A 15,487-nucleotide genomic window follows, 5' to 3' on the forward strand; every position below is an offset into this window, starting at 1 on the left:
CGTGTCGTGGGACTTCACCACCGATCCCGAGTGGGCCGAACAACTCTCCTGGGTCGAGGACTTCGTCCGCACCGAGTGCGAGCCCATCGACTACGTGGTCAAGGAGTCTCACGATCTGACCGACCCGGTGCGCCAGGCGTTGATCCCGCCGCTGCAGCAGATCGTCAAGGACCGCGGACTGTGGGCCACGCACCTGGGGCCGCATCTCGGTGGGCCCGGATACGGTCAGGTCAAACTGGCCCTGCTGAACGAGATTCTCGGCCGATCGGAGTGCGCACCGATCGTGTTCGGTTCGCAGGCACCCGATTCCGGCAACAGCGAGATCCTGGCCCACTACGGCACGCCGGAGCTCAAGGAGCGCTACCTCGAACCGCTGCTCGACAACCGGATCATCTCCTGCTTCTCCATGACCGAACCGCAGGGCGGCGCCGACCCGAAGGTGTTCACCACCAGCGCCGTCCAGGATGGCGACCACTGGGTCATCAACGGGGAGAAGTGGTACTCGTCGTTCGCCTCGTCGGCGTCGTTCCTCATCGTGATGGCGGTGACCGATCCCGAAGCCCCGCCGTATCAACGGCATTCGATGTTCGTGGTGCCCGGTGAGACGCCGGGCATCAACCTCCTGCGCGACGTGGGCCTCGGCTACCAGCCGCTCGGCGGAGGCGGCCGCGAGGGCTACGTGCGATACGAGAACGTACGGGTCCCCGCCGATCACATGCTGGGTCCGCGCGGTGGGGCGTTCGTCGTCGCCCAGACCCGGCTCGGCGGCGGGCGAATTCACCACGCCATGCGCACGGTCGGACTGGTACGCCGGATCTACGACATGATCTGCGAGCGGGCCGTGTCGCGCTACACCCAGGGCGAGGTCCTCGCCGACAAGCAGATGGTGCAGGAGATGATCGCCGACTCCTGGATGGAGATCGAGGCCTTTCGACTGCTCACCCTCCAGACCGCCTGGAAGATCGACGAGTTCAACGACTACAAGGCCGTGCGCGCCGACATCTCGGCGGTGAAGGCGATGATGCAGAAGGTTCTGCACGACGTCTCCGCGCGGGCGTTGCAGATCCACGGTTCCCTCGGCACGTCGCACGAGATGCCCTTCGTGCAGTACCTGACGGAGTCGTTCGTGCTCGGGCTCGCCGACGGCCCCACCGAGGTGCACAAGGTGACCCTCGCCCGGCAGCTGCTCAAGGACGTCAAGCCTGCTCCCGACGTCTTCCCGACCGAGCACCTGCTGCGTCAGCGCCAAGCGGCCGAGGCGAAGTTCGCCAGTCGGCTGGCGGGCATTCCGCGCACCCGAGCCGCGTCGTGACGGGGGAGTGTCACGGCAGGGTCGCCCTGGTCACCGGCGGCAGCCGGGGACTCGGCAAGGCCATCGCGCAGCGGTTCGCCGCCGAGGGTGCAACGGTGGCGATCACCGCCCGGACCATGGACCCCGATCCGAAATACCATGGCTCCCTGCGCGAGACGTGCGAGGAGATCGCCGCGGCCGGCGGCACCGCCGTCGCCGTGCAGGCAGACCTGTCTCGATCGGAGGAGCGCGTACGGCTGTTCGACGAGGTGGTCGACCGGGTGGGCGCACCGGACATCCTCGTCAACGACGCTGCCGTGACGTTCCTGCGGCCGCTCGACGGCTTCCCCGAGAAGCGGGCGCGACTCATGGTCGAGATGCATCTGATCGCCCCACTGCACCTGACCCAGCTCGCGATTCCCGCCATGCGCGAACGCGGTCGCGGCTGGGTGCTCAACCTGACGTCGGTCGGCGGCGACCTGCCCGACGGGCCACCGTTCGCCGAGTTCGACACCGACGCCGGGTTCGGGATGTACGGCACCGTGAAGGCGGGTCTGAATCGGATGACGAAGAGCCTTGCCGCTGAACTGTATTCCGACGGCATCGCCGTCAACGCCGCGGCCCCCACCAACCCGGTGGCCACCCCCGGCGCAGGGACCCTCGACCTTGCGAAGACCGATACCGAGGACATCGAGCTCATCGTCGAGACCGTCTTCCGACTGTGCACCGGCGACCCGAAGACGTCGACGGGCCGCATCGCGCACACCCAAACGTTCCTGCGCGAGGTCGGATGGCTGGGCTGACCCCTCCGCAGTTCGATGCCCTGTCGGCCCGACTGCAGTCGCTCGACGTCACCGGTCTGAGTCCGCTGCCGGGAGGGGCGTCGAGCGTGACGCTCGTGGGGCAGCGCGACGGGCAGCGGGTGGTCGTGAAGGTGGCCCCGCCGGGCAAGGCGCCGACGCTGAACCGCGACGTCTTGCGGCAGGCCTACGTCATTCGCGCGCTCGGCCCCTCGGGGGTGCCGCTTCCCGAGGTGCTGCTGGAGGACGCCGGCGACCCTCCCGAGGTACCGCCGCTGTTCGCGATGTCCTTTCTCGACGGTACGTCCGTCGAGCCGCTGTTCGATCGCGACGTCGCGCCCGTGGACACCGACGTCATGGCCGAGCGACTGCGGGCCGCCGCGCGGGTGCTGGCGCGGCTGCATCGCGTCGATCCCGCGTCGGTGGGCCTCGCCGCCGAGCCGGTCGTCACGCCCGCCGAGGAAGTCGCGCGGTGGTGTCGACTGCTGGAGACCGTCGACCCCACGCTGGTGCCCGGCTGGCAGGACGTCGCTGCGCAGCTGCGGGATTCGGTCCCCACCGCGCTTCGACCCGCCATCGTGCACGGCGACTTTCGGCTGGGAAACTGCCTCGCCGACGGGACGCACGTCACCGCCGTCATCGACTGGGAGATCTGGTCGATCGGGGACCCGCGGGTGGACCTCGGCTGGTTCCTGATCAACGGTGATCCGGCGACCTACCGTCGCGAGACTCCCCATTCGGGTTGCCTCCCAACGCCTTCCGAGCTTACCGAGGTCTACGGCACCGACGTGCCCCGGCTGGCGTGGTTCCAGGGCCTGGCCTGCTTCAAGTCGGCAGCCACGTGGTCGCTGATCGTCAAGCACGACCGCCGCCGAGTCCCTCCCGACCCGCAGTTCGAGGAGATGGCCGGGATATTGCCCTGGCTACTGGCCCGGGCCGAGCACTTCATCAAGATCGATGCGGGACAGGGCATTCACGCGGACGGAGAACGGTGATGGTCGAATGGTTCCTCTACATGTCGCAGTACCGCATGCCGATCGACGAGTTCGTCGTGCGATCACAGGCAGCCGAGGGCAGCGGCTTCGGCGGCGTCGCGTTCTTCGATCACCTCGAAACACCCGGCATGCCCAGCTCGCCCGTATGGGAGGCCATGGGCATCGCGACCTGGGTGGCCGCCAAGACCAGCCGGATCACCGTCGGTCACCTGGTGCTGTGCGACGCATTCCGCCACCCCGCCGTGCTGGCCAAGCAGGCGGTCACGCTGGCCGAGGCGTCGGGAGGACGGTTCGAACTGGGCATCGGCTCCGGATCGATGCCCACCGAACTGGCGACGTTCGGACTGCGCACTGGCGACGCGGCACACCGCATCGACCGACTCGATCGCGATCTGACGCTGCTGAAGGAGTACTGGGGCGGCGCCCAATCACCCGCTCCGACGAAGCCCATCCCGATCGTCGTCGGTGGCACCGGCCCGAGGACGATGGAGGTCGTCCGCAATCACGCCGACTGGTGGAACCTGCCCGGACCGCAGCTCGGTAGGCTGCCAGAGTTGTTGCCCGCCATCGGTGCTGCGCGCGCCTCGGTGCAGCAGATGGTCGGCTTCGCCCGCCGGGGGAGCGACCCGCGCGAGGTCGCCGAGACCAGCCGCAAGCGGTGGGGCCAGCTCGGACCCGGGCTGGTCACCGGCACCGCCGACGAACTCGTCGAGTTCTTCACCGGGCTGTCCGAGCAGGGCGTGCAACGGTTCTACGTCTGGTTCTCCGATTCGGCGCAACCGGACGCGATCGAGGAGTTCGGCGAGACGGTGATCGGTCGCTTTCCTACCGCGTGAGCCGCTCCCGCAGCTCGCGTTTGAGGACCTTGCCGTAGCTGTTCTTCGGCAGCTCCTCCAGATACTCGTACCGCTTGGGTCGCTTGAACCGGGCGATGCGCTCGAGCAGGTGCGCATCGAGCTCGGCCGCCGAGGCCGTACCGACGACGAAGGCCACGACGACCTCGCCCCAGTCGGGATCGGGCGTGCCGACGACGCACGCCTCGGTGACGTCGGGGTGCTCGATCAGCACCTCCTCCACCTCGCGCGGATAGATGTTGCTTCCGCCACTGATGACCACGTCCTTGGACCGGTCGCGCAGCGTCAGGTACCCGCGCCCATCGAACGAGCCCATGTCGCCGGTGCGCAGCCAGCCGTGCCGAAGCGTCGCGGCGGTGGCGGCATCGTTGCGCCAGTACCCGGACATGACGACGTCACCGCGACAGACGATTTCGCCGACCTCACCCACCGCGACCGGCACGTCGTCGGCGTCGACCACCGCCACGTCGACACCGGAGCGGGCATACCCGACGGAGCCGAGCGTGGCGTCCTCGGCGTCGAGGTGGTCGGCCCGCCGCAGCCCCGTGATCGTCATGGGCGCCTCGCCCTGGCCGTACAGCTGGACGAAGATCGGCCCGAAAGCCTTGAGCGCCTTCTTCATCGAATCCACGTACATGGGGCCGCCGCCGTAGACCACGGTGCGCAGGTGGGCCGGTCGCGGGCGACCGGTGTCGACCAGACGCTGCACCATGGTCGGGGCGAGGAACGCGCTGCTGCCGGGGTGGTGGTCGCACAGGTCGAGGAACTCGCCCGGTTCGAAGGCGGCCGACCGTGGAATCACCTGGCGCGCACCGCGCAGCACGTAGGGCGCGATGTACAGGCCCGAGCCGTGTGACATCGGCGCGCCGTGCACGAGGCTGCAGCACTCGTCGGGATCGTCGAAGTCCGCGAGATGGGACACCGTCATCGCCATCAGGTTGCGATGCGACAGCATGGCGCCCTTCGAGCGCCCCGTCGTGCCGCTGGTGTAGAACAGCCACGCCAGCGAGGCGGGGTCGGTGTCGCGCGGCGGCGCGGAAGGCGGTGCGGCCAAACGATTCTCGTAGTCAGGCAACGCCAGCGTCAAGAGGGGCACGTCGGTCACGGGCCGCAGCTCCGCGGCGATCTTGGGCGAGGCGAACACCACGCTCGCCCCCGAGTCGTCGAGGATCTGCTGCATCTCCAGGGGGTGCAGCTTGTAGTTGATGGGCACGTACACCCGCTCGGCGGCCCAGACGGCGAACAGCAGCTCGACGAGCTCCGGCCGGTTCTCGCTGGCGACGGCGATCCGATCGCCGGGCCGGCCGACGGCACGAAGCGACGCCGCCAATCGGAGTGCCCTGTCCCGCAATTCAGCCCACGTGTGGACGCACTGCTCGCCGAGGTACACCGCGCCGCGGTCGCCGTGGCGGGCCGCGGTCTGGTCCAGGACGGAGAAGACGTTCACCGGGGAACCCACTCCGAGGACAGTGCGTGCTCCGAAAGGTACTTGGTGGAACTCCACCCGCCGTCGACGACGATGGTCTGACCGTTGATGAAACTGCCACCCGGAGAACACAGGAACGCCACGGTGCTCGCGACGTCCTCGACGGTGCCGAGCCGCTGGTGCGGTGTCATCTCGGCGTTGATCTTCCGGAAGCGCTCGTCGTCGAGGCGTTGGGCCACCATCGGGGTCAGGGTGACGCCGGGCGCGACGGCATTGCAGCGGATGCCCTGCGCGCCGTACTGACAGGCGATGTGGGTCGTCAGCGCCGTGAGTCCACCCTTGGCCGCGGAGTACGCGCCGCCCCGCAGCCCGCCGACGACCGCGAACGTCGACGTCACGTTGATGATCGCGGACCCGGGCGCCAGGTGCGGAATGACCTCGCGCGCCAGTCGGAACGGCGCGCGCAGCATCAGGCCGAGGAAGTAGTCCAGCGAGTCGTCGTCGGTCTCGTGCAGGGGCTTGGGGCTGCCCGCGCCCGCGTTGTTGACCAGGACGTCGACGCGGCCCCAGCGCTGCATCGCGGCATCGACGATGCGGTGCGGCGCATCGTCGGCGACGAGGTCGACGGCGAGCGTCGCGATGCGATCGGGATCGCCGACGGCCGTGGCGAGTTCGGCCAATCGGGCCGCGTCGCGCGCGGTGCCCAGGACGGCCATGCCCTGCTCGGCGAGCTTGACCGCGGTGCCGAAGCCGATCCCACTGCTGGCGCCCGTGACGACCGCCACCCGCACGTCGCTCATCCCGCGCTCAGGGTGGCGCGGATCGCGTGCTTGAGCACCTTGCCGGCATCGTTCTTGGGCAGCTCGGGCCAAATGGCTACCTGCTCGGGCACTTTGAACGTCGCCATACCACTCGCCTTCAGGAAGTCGCGGAGTTCGGAGACGTCGGGTCCGCGGCCGTCGACGGGGACGATGACCGCGCAGGCCCGCTCACCGGTGCGGTCGTCGGGTAGGCCGACGACCGCCACCTCGGCGATCCCGAGATGACCCACCAGCACGTCCTCGACCTCCTTGGGGGAGATGTTCTCCCCGTTGCGGATGATGAGGTCCTTGGCCCGCCCGGTCACGACGAGGCAGTCGCCCTCCCAGCGGCCGAGGTCGCCGGTGCGGAAGAAGCCGTTGTCGTCGAAGGCATCCGCGGCGTCCTCGGGATGGCGGTACCCGACCAGCATCTGCGGACCGCGCGCACGAATCTCGCCGTCGACGAGGCGGACGCCGGCGATGCCTGGCCTGCCGTCGGTGTCGGCGGCGCTGTCGGCGTCGTCGAGCGCACCGACGGTCGTGACGGGAACCTCGGTGGAGCCGTACACCCGGCTCACCGCCGCCTGCTCGAAATAGGCTGTCGCCCTGCGGATGAGCGATGGCGGCACCCCGGCGCCGCCACAGATGAAGACCTCGAGGTCGGGCAGCCGGGTGTCCGCCGCCTCGGCAGCGGCGAGGAGTCGTTCGAGGAACGGGGTGGCGCCTGCCATGTGGGTGATGGACTCGGCGGTCATCAGGTCGACCGCCGTCGCGGCGTCCCAGCGGTCCATCAGGACCGCGGTCGACCCAGCCAGCAGCGGACATTCGAAGGCGTAGATCGAACCACCGATGTGCGCGATCGGTGACGGGACCAGGAACCTGCTGCCATGGTCGATGCGCCAGTGGTCCCGCAGCTGACGGATCAGCGCATGCAGTGAATTGTGGCTGTGCAGCACGCCCTTGGGCCGGCCGGTGGTGCCGGAGGTGTACATGATCATCCGGACCGCGTCGGGGTCGAGGTGATCGGGACACTCGCCCATCGGCGCGGTGACGAGATCGTCGTAGGCGGTGTGCGGGCCCGGCTCGCCGCGCACGACGACGACCTCGGGAGCATCGTCCATCGCCGCGGTGACGCGACTCAGCATCGCCGCATAGTCGTGACTCCGAAAGACGTTCGGCACGAGGATCATTCGGGCCTGGGCATCGGTGAGGATGAACCGCAGCTCGCGGTCGCGCAGGGACGGCAGGATGGGGTTGACGACCATCCCCGCCAGGGTCGCTGCGTGATAGACGACGGCCGCCTCGTGCCAGTTCGGCAGCATGAACGACACCACGCTCCCCGGCGCCATCCTGGCCGCGAGCGACGCCGCGAGTCGGTGGGCGTTGGCGTACAGGCTCGCGCAGTCGACGCGGACGTTCCCGTCCACCAGGACGATTCGGTCGGGGGTCTCCCGCGCCGCCGCGCGCAAGGCGTCGGCCAGCGTGGTGTCGACCCACAGACCGCGGGCGTAGGCATCGTCGTCGCCTGTCGTCATCGCGCGGTCAATCCTTGACCCGCCGCAGCGTCATCGAGTGGCGGAACCGCGATGCCGGGTGGGTGTTGATGGTGACCTGGGCGACCTCGTCGTCGGAGGTCTTGTACGTGCGGTGCACCTCGACCGCCGGGGAGCCCGCGTCGACCTTGAGCCGTTGTGCGAGTTCGGGTGTCACCAGGACCGCGCCGATCTCCTGGTACACCTCGACGACGCTGATGCCAAACAGATCCTCGATGAGCGGAAAGATCGGGCCGGTGTGCCGCTGCAGCAGTCGACCGACCGCCGCGAACGAGCGGTTGACGTAGTACTCGGTCCAGCAGTGGGTGTACTCGGCGCCGACGGCCTCCCGAAATCCGAGTACGACGAGCCACTCCTCGCCCTCGGGCAGCCCGGTGCGGGCGGCGAGGTCGGCGTCGATGCGCGTCATCCGCGTCGACTCGATCTCGAACGCCGCGCCGCTGGCGAAGGCGAGCAGATCGTCGATCGTCATGTTGTCCTGGGCGTAGGAACTCGCCGACACCCTCGGCACGACCATGGTGCCCGCGCGCGGCCGCGACGAGACGAGGTTGTCGTCGCGCAGCCGGCGCAGCGCTTCGCGCACGGTGTAGCGGCTGACCGAGAATCGTTCGCACAGTTCGTGTTCGGTGGGCAGCTGCGAACCGACGGGGTACACGCCGTCCACGATCTCCTTGCGCAGCGTCCGCGCCACCTGCAGGTAGCGGTGATCGGCGGACGTGACCGTCATGCGCGCTCCCGGGTGAGCACGAGCACGCTGCCCTCGCCGTCGGCGGAGACGTAGAGCGTGCCGTCCGGACCCGCCGCGATTCCCGCGAACGGACCCTGTGGCCCCGAGAAGGGCGGCATGCCCCGCAGCGGCTTGGGTTCCACGCCCGGCGGCGGTCCGATGGGCAGTCCGCTGGCCAGCACGGTTCTGGCCCCACTCGTCAGGTCGACCGAGAGCACGGCCTGTTCGCCGGCGTCTACGACGACCAGCTCGCCGCCGCGCGCCAGTAGTCCCTGCGGACGCCGAAGACCGTCGACGACCGTCTCGACGCCCGCGGGGGTCACCCTGACGACGCGACCGGACTCGGCGACGAGGACGTCACCGCCGGGCGTGACCGTGACGCCGACGGGACGATCGAGGCCCTTCGCGACGACCTCCACCCCGCCGTGCCCGTCGACCGACACCACCTGCCCGGTGCCCTGCTCCACGGCCACCACCCCGCCGGGAGTCAGGGCGATGCCGTACAGCTGGTCGAAACCGGCTGCGAGAACGTCGCTTTCGTCGGTCGCCGGGCGATAGCGGGTGATCTGGCCGCCAGAGGTGGTGACGACGAACTCGCCGGGACCCGACCGCACCAGCCCGCGCAGGAAGCCGGGATAGCCCGGTGAGAACAGCATGCCGACGGTCTGCAGCGACCCGTCCGGCCCGACCGCGTAGAGGTAGGTGCCGTCGGCGACGTACACGCGACCGTCGTCGCCGACCTCGAGATCCAGCGGCCAGTTCAGGGCGCCGGGCAGCGTCGTGCGCGTCGCCCCGTCGCCGAGGATCTCGGTGATCTCGCCGGTGAAGTTCGACACGAACAGGCGACCGTCGGCGAAGGTGCAGTTGTCGAGGCCAGGAGTCAACTGGGCCAGGACGGTCTGGGCGCCGGTGCGCGGGTCGATGCGCAGCACCTGACCGCTGGCCACCTGCGTCGAGACGATGAACCCGTCGGCGTCGAACTTGACCGAGTCGGGGACGCCGAGCCCGGTGGCCACGATCTCGACGTGGGAGCCGTCCGGGTCGATGCGCCAGATCTCGTTGGCGCCCATCACCGGGAAGTAGAGCAACCCGTCGGGGCCGACCTCCATGGCATTGGGCGACGGCACGTCCTCCAGCAGGATCCGCGGCGGGCCGCCGTCGGGGTCGAACTCCATCAGCCTGCCGCCCTCGCGGCACTCGCCGATGAAGAGCCTGCCCCGATGGAACGTGATGCCGTTGGCCGAGGGCACGTCGTCGCGCAGGACGCGGGTGGTCCCCTTGGCGTCGCGCACGCTGACGCGACCGTCCATCACCTCGGTGGCGAACAGGTTGCCGCGGATGTCGAAGGCAACGTCGTCGGGGGCGATGATGTCGCCGCCCTTGGCGCTGACGGTGGCGAGGTCGCCGGTGTCGACGTCGAGCGCGCTGATCTGACTGCCGGTGACCTGGGCGATGTAGACGCGGCCGTCGGGACCCGTGCGCAGGCCGTTGGCGCCGAACAGCCGACTGGCCGCGGTGAGCCGGGTGAGGTGCCAGCCGTCGGCCACCGTCGGCGACGTCGGGACACCGTAGCGAGTCTGCACGGATCGGACAGTAGCAAGCCCGTACTAGTCCAGACAATAGCGATATCAGCCGGACCTACGACCTTGACGAGTGCATCGTGGCTGCGGAATAGTGTTCTCCAATTGGAAGAGCAACATATCTTGTCCGGACAATACGGAAGCGAGCCATGGATCTCCTGCGTCTCGACGGTCGGATCGTGGTGGTGTCCGGCGCGGGTGGGGGCGGCATCGGCACGACGGTGACCGCGATGGCCGCCGAGGCCGGAGCCACCGTCGTCGCCGTCAGCCGATCCAAGGAGAACCTCGACGAGCACGTCACGCCGCTGGCGCAGCGCGGACTGTCGGTCATCCCCGTCGCGGCCGACGCGTCGACCGACGAGGGCATCGCGACCGTCATGGACCAGGTGCGGCGCACCGAGGGAGATCTGTACGGGCTCGTCAACGTCGCGGGCGGGGCGGCGCCCTCGACCTGGATGCCGTCGACGCGGGTGTCGCGGTCGGACTGGCGCGAACTGTTCACCGCGAACCTCGAGACGGCCTTCTTCACCAGCCAGGCCGTCGCCACCGAACTCCGCTCCCAGGGCAAGCCGGGCTCGATCGTCTCGATCAGCTCGATCAGCGGCATGAACACGGCGCCGTTCCACATCGCCTACGGCTCGGCGAAGGCCGCGGTCGTCGCGATGACGCGCACGATGGCGCTCGAGCTCGCCGTCGACGGCATCCGCGTCAACGCCGTCGCCCCCGGCGTCACCGCGACCGCCGCCTCGGCGACCTACACCGACGCCGACCCCGAGCGCGACCGCGCCGCTATCGCGATGGGCCGGCGCGGGCGACCCGAGGAGCAGGCGGGCGCCATCCTCTTCCTGCTGTCGGACCTGTCGAGCTACGTGACCGGCCAGACCCTGCTCGTCGATGGCGGCATGAATCTCAAGTGGAGCCACCTGGCTCCCGACCACACGTCGCTGTTCCTCAAGGACGAGGCGTTCCGCGAACAGATCAGGAGGCCCTGATGACCGACACCAGAGAAGACGTCGTCGCCGAAGTCGTCGAGGAACTCGCCAGCCCCATGACGATCGGCGTCGAAGCCTACGTCTCCGAGGCCTACGCCCGCGCCGAGCGGGACAGGCTGTGGCGCAAGGTCTGGCAGCAGGTCGGCCGCGTCGAGGAGATCCCCGAGGTCGGTAGTTACCTGACCTACGACATCCTCGACGACTCGATCATCGTCGTCCGTACCGGGCCCAACGAGTTCCGCGCCCACCACAACGTGTGCATGCACCGCGGCCGCAAGCTGGTCGACGTACCCGCCGGCGCCAAGCACGCCTGCGACCGCACCCGCAAGTCGTTCGTCTGCGGATTCCACGGCTGGACATATGGTTTGGACGGCGCCTGCACGCACATCCGCGAGCAGGACGACTGGCAGGGTGCGCTGACGCCCGAGAACACCCACCTGGCCCACGTCAACGTCGACACCTGGGGCGGCTGGCTGTTCGTCAACATGGACGTCGATCCAGAACCGTTGGCCGACTACCTCTTTCCCGCCGCCAAGATCCTCGATCCCTTCGGCCTGGAGAACATGCGCTTCAAGTGGCGCAAGTGGCTGAACTTCGACTGCAACTGGAAGGTCGCGCTGGAGGCCTTCAACGAGACCTACCACGTCTTCACGACGCACCCGGAGTTCAACAAGTTCGGCGAGTTCAAGGGCTGGGCCAAGGCGCAGGGTAGGCATAGCAACATCGGCTACGACGCGCCAAAGGGGTTGGACGAGACCAAGTCCAAGATCCGGCTCGGCTCCGGTGACCCGCGCATCTCGACCGCTGAGATGCAGGTGTACACCATGGAGGAGACCAACGCGACCACCACGCAGACCCTGGTGAACGCCGCCAAGCGCCTGGTCGACGAATTGCCCGAGGGCACACCCGCCAACAAGGTGCTCGAGCATTGGCTGACCTCGGCGCGCAACGACGATGCGGCGCGCGGGGTCATCTGGCCGACCATTCCCGCCGACATCCTCGGCCAGAGTGGCACGGCGTGGCAGCTGTTCCCCAACTTCCAGATCGGCCAGGGCCTGACGAGCGCCCTCTGCTATAGCGCCCGCCCCGACCCGAGCTACGACCCGAACAAGTGCATCTTCGAGGTCGCGGTGTTCGAGCTGTACCCGAAGGGCCAAGAGCCGCAGACCGAATGGGTCTACACACCCGTCGGCGACCCGAACTGGCTGTCGGTGCTGCCGCAGGACTTCTCGAACATGGCCGCCGTGCAGCAGGGCATGAAGTCACTCGGCTTCCCCGGCACCAAGCCCAATCCGTACCGCGAACGCAGCACCGTCAACCTCCACTATCAGCTGTCCAAGTACATGGGCACCGGCGCACCGCAGGATCTCGCGTGATTCGTGTCGGTTCGGGAGCGGTGCCCGCAACGAATACTCCACAAATCCTCGAAAGGGAGCAGTCATGAAGGTCAATCTCGGCACTGGAGCGCAGAACTCGCACGATTGGGACCGCGTTCTGGCGGGGAACTTCAGCAGCCCGGCGGAAACCCCCGACTGGCAGTGCGTCGAGGGCGCCTTGGCGCTCGGTGATCTCGCCGAACCGCTGGGCTTCGACGGGATCTGGTTCCCCGAGCACTGCGGCACGCCATACGGCATGACGCCCAACCCGATTCAGGCTCTGACCTACTTCGCGGGCCGTACCGAGCGCGTCGGGCTCGGCACGTTCGTGGCCGTGGCCCCGTGGTGGAACCCGGTGCGGCTGGCCCACCAGATCGCCTATCTCGACATCGTCTCGAAGGGCCGTTACAACACGATCGGCATCGGGCGCGGGGTGTCCAAGTCGGAGTTCGACGCCGTCGGCGTGCCCCGTGAGGAGAGCCGCGAGCGGTTCAACGAGTGCCTGGACATCCTGGAGCTGGCGTTCAGCGGCGAGCGCTTCTCCTACGACGGCGAGATCTTCAAATTCCCCGAGATGTCGCTGCGCCCAGAGCCGTACAGCAAGGACCTCTTCTCGCGGATCTACAGCTCGTCGTCGACGGCCGAGTCCCTGGAGATCCTGTCGCGGCGCGGCATGGTGCCGCTGTTCGTCGGCAACAAGCCGATCTGGGATGCCGGCGCAGAGGTCCAGAAGGTCAACACCTTCCGTCAGGAGGAGGGCTTCGAGCCGTGTCAGCCCAAGAACGTCATGTTCATGTACTGCACGCCGGACGAGCCTGACGCGCAGCAGACCGACGAGTGGATCTGGACGGCCAACCGCGACGTCACCGTGCACTACGGCTTCGCCGATGCGTCGAACTTCAAGGGCGTCAAGGGGTATGAGGCCTACGCCGCACGGGAAGCCGGTGCGACGGCCGTGCTCGCCGAGGCCGTGCAGAAGCCCGAGCCCGGTACGAAGAAGATGCCCGGCTACCACGCGTCGAACCTGCTGATCGGCACGCCCGACACCATCTTCGAGAAGCTGAAGGCCGCCCAGGAGGCGTGCTCGTTCTCCGAGGTGACCATCGTCCCTCAGTTCGGTACGATGCCCTACGCCGACGGCATCGAGAGCGTCAAGCTGTTCGCCCGCGAGGTGCTGCCCGCGGTGCACGAGATGGCGGCACCGCTGCACGAGTCCGCGCTGCCCGCGGCGGTCCCGGCGTGACGGCGATGCGAGAGTGCGGCCCCACGACCACGCCGGAGGACGTCGACATTCCTGCACTGCGGGCCAAGTACCAGCTCGAGCGCGAGAAGCGCCTGCGCAAGGAGGGTTCCAAGCAGTACGTCGAAACCGGGGACGGCTACGCCGAGTTCGCCGAGATCGACCCGCATACGCCGTATGTCGAGCGCGATCCGATCGTCGCGGACATCGACGTCGCCGTGCTCGGCGGTGGCTTCGGCGGCCTGCTCAGCGCGGCGTATCTGAAGAAGGCGGGCGTCGACGACGTCCACGTCATCGAGATGGGTGGCGACTTCGGTGGCGTGTGGTACTGGAACCGCTACCCGGGCATCCAGTGCGACAACGAATCCTATTGCTACGTGCCGCTTCTCGAGGAACTCGGCTTCATCCCGAGCAAGAAGTTCGCCGACGGCGCCGAGATCTACCAGCACTGCCGCAACATCGGCAAGCACTTCGGGCTGTACGACGGCGCCATCTTCTCCACCCAGGTGCGCGATCTGATCTGGGACGATGACGTCGACCGCTGGAAGATCACCACCAATCGCGGCGACGACATCCGCGCCCGCTTCGTGGTGATGGCGTCGGGCCCCTTCAATCGCCCCAAGCTGCCGGGCATCCCGGGCCTCAAGGACTTCACGGGTCACAGCTTCCACTCGTCGCGCTGGGACTACGACTACACCGGTGGCAGCCCGTCGGACCCGGTGCTCGACAAGCTCGCCGACAAGACCGTCGCGATCATCGGCACCGGCGCGACGGGCGTGCAGATCGTGCCGTACCTCGGGCGCTACGCCAAGCAGCTCTACGTCGTGCAGCGCACCCCGTCGACCGTCGACGAACGCAACAACAGGCCGACCGACCCCGAGTGGGTGAAAACCCTTGGGCCCGGCTGGCAGAAGGAACGCCAGCGCAACTTCCACTCGTGGACGTTCGAGGGCATGGCGCTCGGCCAACCCGACCTGGTGTGCGACTTCTGGACCGAGTTGGGCCGCAACACCGCCGCCCGGGTGCTGGCCCTGCCCGACCCCGCGTCGATGACCCCCGAGCAGTTCATGGGTCTGCGCGAGGAGGAGGACTACAAGCTCATGGAGCGGTTGCGCCGCCGCGTCGAGACCCTCGTCGCCGACGGTGCGACGGCCGAGGCGCTCAAGCCGTACTACCGATTCCTCTGCAAGCGGCCATGTTCCAACGACGACTACCTGCCGACGTTCAACCTCCCCAACGTCACGCTCGTCGACGTGTCGGAGAGCAAGGGCGTTGAGAAGCTGACCGAGACGGGCTTCGTCGCCAACGGCGTCGAGTATCCGGTCGACTGCATCATCTACGCCAGCGGTTTCGAGATCACCACCGAGATCAGCAGGCGCTACAGCATCGACGCCATCGAGGGTCGCGACGGCGTCTCGCTCTACGACTACTGGCACGACGGATTCAAGACGCTGCACGGCATGACGAGCCGCGGCTTCCCCAACCAGTTCTTCACCGGCTTCACGCAGGTCGGCATCTCGGCCAACATCGCCGCGAACTACGAACTGCAGGGCGAGCACATCGCCTACGTCATCGCCGAGGCGCTCCGGCGCGGCGTCACCACGCTGGAGCCGACGCAGGAGGCACAGGACGGCTGGTGCGCGACCGTGCGCGAGACGGCCATCGACAACTCGGCCTTCGACGCCGAGTGCACGCCGGGCTACTACAACAACGAGGGCGGCGGTGGTGGCGAGGGCATCCGCAGCCACCTCGGTGAGCCGTACGGCCCGGGCTTCTACGCGTTCGGCGACCTGCTGGCGCAGTGGCGGGAGAAGGGCGACCTCGACGGGCTGGAGCTACGCCCGTGACATCCG

Annotated in this window: 13 protein-coding genes; 8 read left to right on the forward strand and 5 right to left on the reverse strand. The window is 68.3% G+C overall.

What is annotated here, in order from left to right:
• Position 1: 1 nt before the first annotated feature.
• The 4 genes from G6N60_RS06955 to G6N60_RS06970 are packed head-to-tail and all read left to right on the forward strand — an operon-like array spanning position 2 to position 3,922.
• Positions 2 to 1,312 (forward strand): acyl-CoA dehydrogenase family protein, encoded by a 1,311-nt coding sequence (locus tag G6N60_RS06955; protein WP_163734408.1) that lies wholly within the window; start codon positions 2 to 4, stop codon positions 1,310 to 1,312.
• On the forward strand, positions 1,309 to 2,094 hold the full coding sequence (locus G6N60_RS06960) for an SDR family NAD(P)-dependent oxidoreductase (protein WP_163734411.1): 786 nt from the start codon (positions 1,309 to 1,311) through the stop codon (positions 2,092 to 2,094). The genes G6N60_RS06955 and G6N60_RS06960 overlap by 4 nt, the downstream gene beginning before the upstream one ends.
• Positions 2,082 to 3,086 carry a phosphotransferase family protein gene (locus tag G6N60_RS06965; protein WP_163734414.1) on the forward strand — a complete coding sequence of 335 codons (1,005 nt, stop codon included), beginning with the start codon at positions 2,082 to 2,084 and terminating at the stop codon, positions 3,084 to 3,086. The genes G6N60_RS06960 and G6N60_RS06965 overlap by 13 nt, the downstream gene beginning before the upstream one ends.
• Positions 3,086 to 3,922, forward strand: coding sequence for an LLM class flavin-dependent oxidoreductase (locus G6N60_RS06970; RefSeq protein WP_163734417.1), 837 nt, complete (start codon positions 3,086 to 3,088; stop codon positions 3,920 to 3,922). The genes G6N60_RS06965 and G6N60_RS06970 overlap by 1 nt, the downstream gene beginning before the upstream one ends.
• Here G6N60_RS06970 and G6N60_RS06975 read toward each other — a convergent pair.
• From G6N60_RS06975 to G6N60_RS06995, 5 genes are read right to left on the reverse strand one after another with little or no spacing between them, the layout of a single operon-like run.
• Complete coding sequence (locus tag G6N60_RS06975) at positions 3,912 to 5,387, reverse strand: AMP-binding protein (RefSeq protein WP_163743582.1); 1,476 nt, start codon at positions 5,385 to 5,387, stop codon at positions 3,912 to 3,914. The genes G6N60_RS06970 and G6N60_RS06975 overlap by 11 nt on opposite strands.
• Positions 5,384 to 6,166: an SDR family NAD(P)-dependent oxidoreductase gene (locus G6N60_RS06980; RefSeq protein WP_163734419.1), complete on the reverse strand. Its 783-nt coding sequence runs from the start codon at positions 6,164 to 6,166 to the stop codon at positions 5,384 to 5,386. The genes G6N60_RS06975 and G6N60_RS06980 overlap by 4 nt, the downstream gene beginning before the upstream one ends.
• Positions 6,163 to 7,701, reverse strand: a complete 1,539-nt coding sequence (locus G6N60_RS06985; RefSeq protein WP_163734422.1) for an AMP-binding protein — start codon at positions 7,699 to 7,701, stop codon at positions 6,163 to 6,165. Before G6N60_RS06985 ends, G6N60_RS06980 begins: the two co-directional genes overlap by 4 nt.
• 7 nt (positions 7,702 to 7,708) lie before the next feature.
• The gene (locus G6N60_RS06990; protein ID WP_163734425.1) at positions 7,709 to 8,446 is read right to left on the reverse strand and encodes a GntR family transcriptional regulator; all 738 of its coding nucleotides are present in this window, start codon (positions 8,444 to 8,446) and stop codon (positions 7,709 to 7,711) included.
• Positions 8,443 to 10,029: an SMP-30/gluconolactonase/LRE family protein gene (locus G6N60_RS06995; RefSeq protein WP_163734429.1), complete on the reverse strand. Its 1,587-nt coding sequence runs from the start codon at positions 10,027 to 10,029 to the stop codon at positions 8,443 to 8,445. The genes G6N60_RS06990 and G6N60_RS06995 overlap by 4 nt, the downstream gene beginning before the upstream one ends.
• A gap of 146 nt (positions 10,030 to 10,175) precedes the next feature.
• On the opposite strand from G6N60_RS06995, the gene G6N60_RS07000 reads away from it, so the two are divergent.
• From G6N60_RS07000 to G6N60_RS07015, 4 genes are all read left to right on the forward strand, one after another.
• Entirely contained in the window at positions 10,176 to 11,018 is an 843-nt protein-coding gene (locus tag G6N60_RS07000; RefSeq protein WP_163734432.1) for an SDR family NAD(P)-dependent oxidoreductase, read from the forward strand.
• Positions 11,018 to 12,394 (forward strand): aromatic ring-hydroxylating oxygenase subunit alpha, encoded by a 1,377-nt coding sequence (locus G6N60_RS07005; protein WP_163734435.1) that lies wholly within the window; start codon positions 11,018 to 11,020, stop codon positions 12,392 to 12,394. The genes G6N60_RS07000 and G6N60_RS07005 overlap by 1 nt, the downstream gene beginning before the upstream one ends.
• 64 nt (positions 12,395 to 12,458) lie before the next feature.
• Positions 12,459 to 13,637, forward strand: coding sequence for an LLM class flavin-dependent oxidoreductase (locus G6N60_RS07010; protein WP_163734439.1), 1,179 nt, complete (start codon positions 12,459 to 12,461; stop codon positions 13,635 to 13,637).
• 5 nt (positions 13,638 to 13,642) lie between these two features.
• The gene (locus G6N60_RS07015) at positions 13,643 to 15,481 is read left to right on the forward strand and encodes a flavin-containing monooxygenase (RefSeq protein WP_163743584.1); all 1,839 of its coding nucleotides are present in this window, start codon (positions 13,643 to 13,645) and stop codon (positions 15,479 to 15,481) included.
• The last annotated feature ends 6 nt before the right edge of the window (positions 15,482 to 15,487 follow it).

The organism is Mycolicibacterium madagascariense (genome assembly GCF_010729665.1).
Lineage (GTDB): Bacteria > Actinomycetota > Actinomycetes > Mycobacteriales > Mycobacteriaceae > Mycobacterium > Mycobacterium madagascariense.

Coding starts and splice junctions, on each gene's coding strand:
- G6N60_RS06965 (WP_163734414.1), top strand. CDS start 2,082: ATGGCTGGGCTGACCCCTCCGCAGTTCGATGCCCTGTCGGCCCGACTG.
- G6N60_RS06970 (WP_163734417.1), top strand. CDS start 3,086: ATGGTCGAATGGTTCCTCTACATGTCGCAGTACCGCATGCCGATCGAC.
- G6N60_RS06980 (WP_163734419.1), bottom strand. CDS start 6,166: ATGAGCGACGTGCGGGTGGCGGTCGTCACGGGCGCCAGCAGTGGGATC.
- G6N60_RS06985 (WP_163734422.1), bottom strand. CDS start 7,701: ATGACGACAGGCGACGACGATGCCTACGCCCGCGGTCTGTGGGTCGAC.
- G6N60_RS06990 (WP_163734425.1), bottom strand. CDS start 8,446: ATGACGGTCACGTCCGCCGATCACCGCTACCTGCAGGTGGCGCGGACG.
- G6N60_RS07000 (WP_163734432.1), top strand. CDS start 10,176: ATGGATCTCCTGCGTCTCGACGGTCGGATCGTGGTGGTGTCCGGCGCG.
- G6N60_RS07005 (WP_163734435.1), top strand. CDS start 11,018: ATGACCGACACCAGAGAAGACGTCGTCGCCGAAGTCGTCGAGGAACTC.
- G6N60_RS07010 (WP_163734439.1), top strand. CDS start 12,459: ATGAAGGTCAATCTCGGCACTGGAGCGCAGAACTCGCACGATTGGGAC.
- G6N60_RS07015 (WP_163743584.1), top strand. CDS start 13,643: ATGCGAGAGTGCGGCCCCACGACCACGCCGGAGGACGTCGACATTCCT.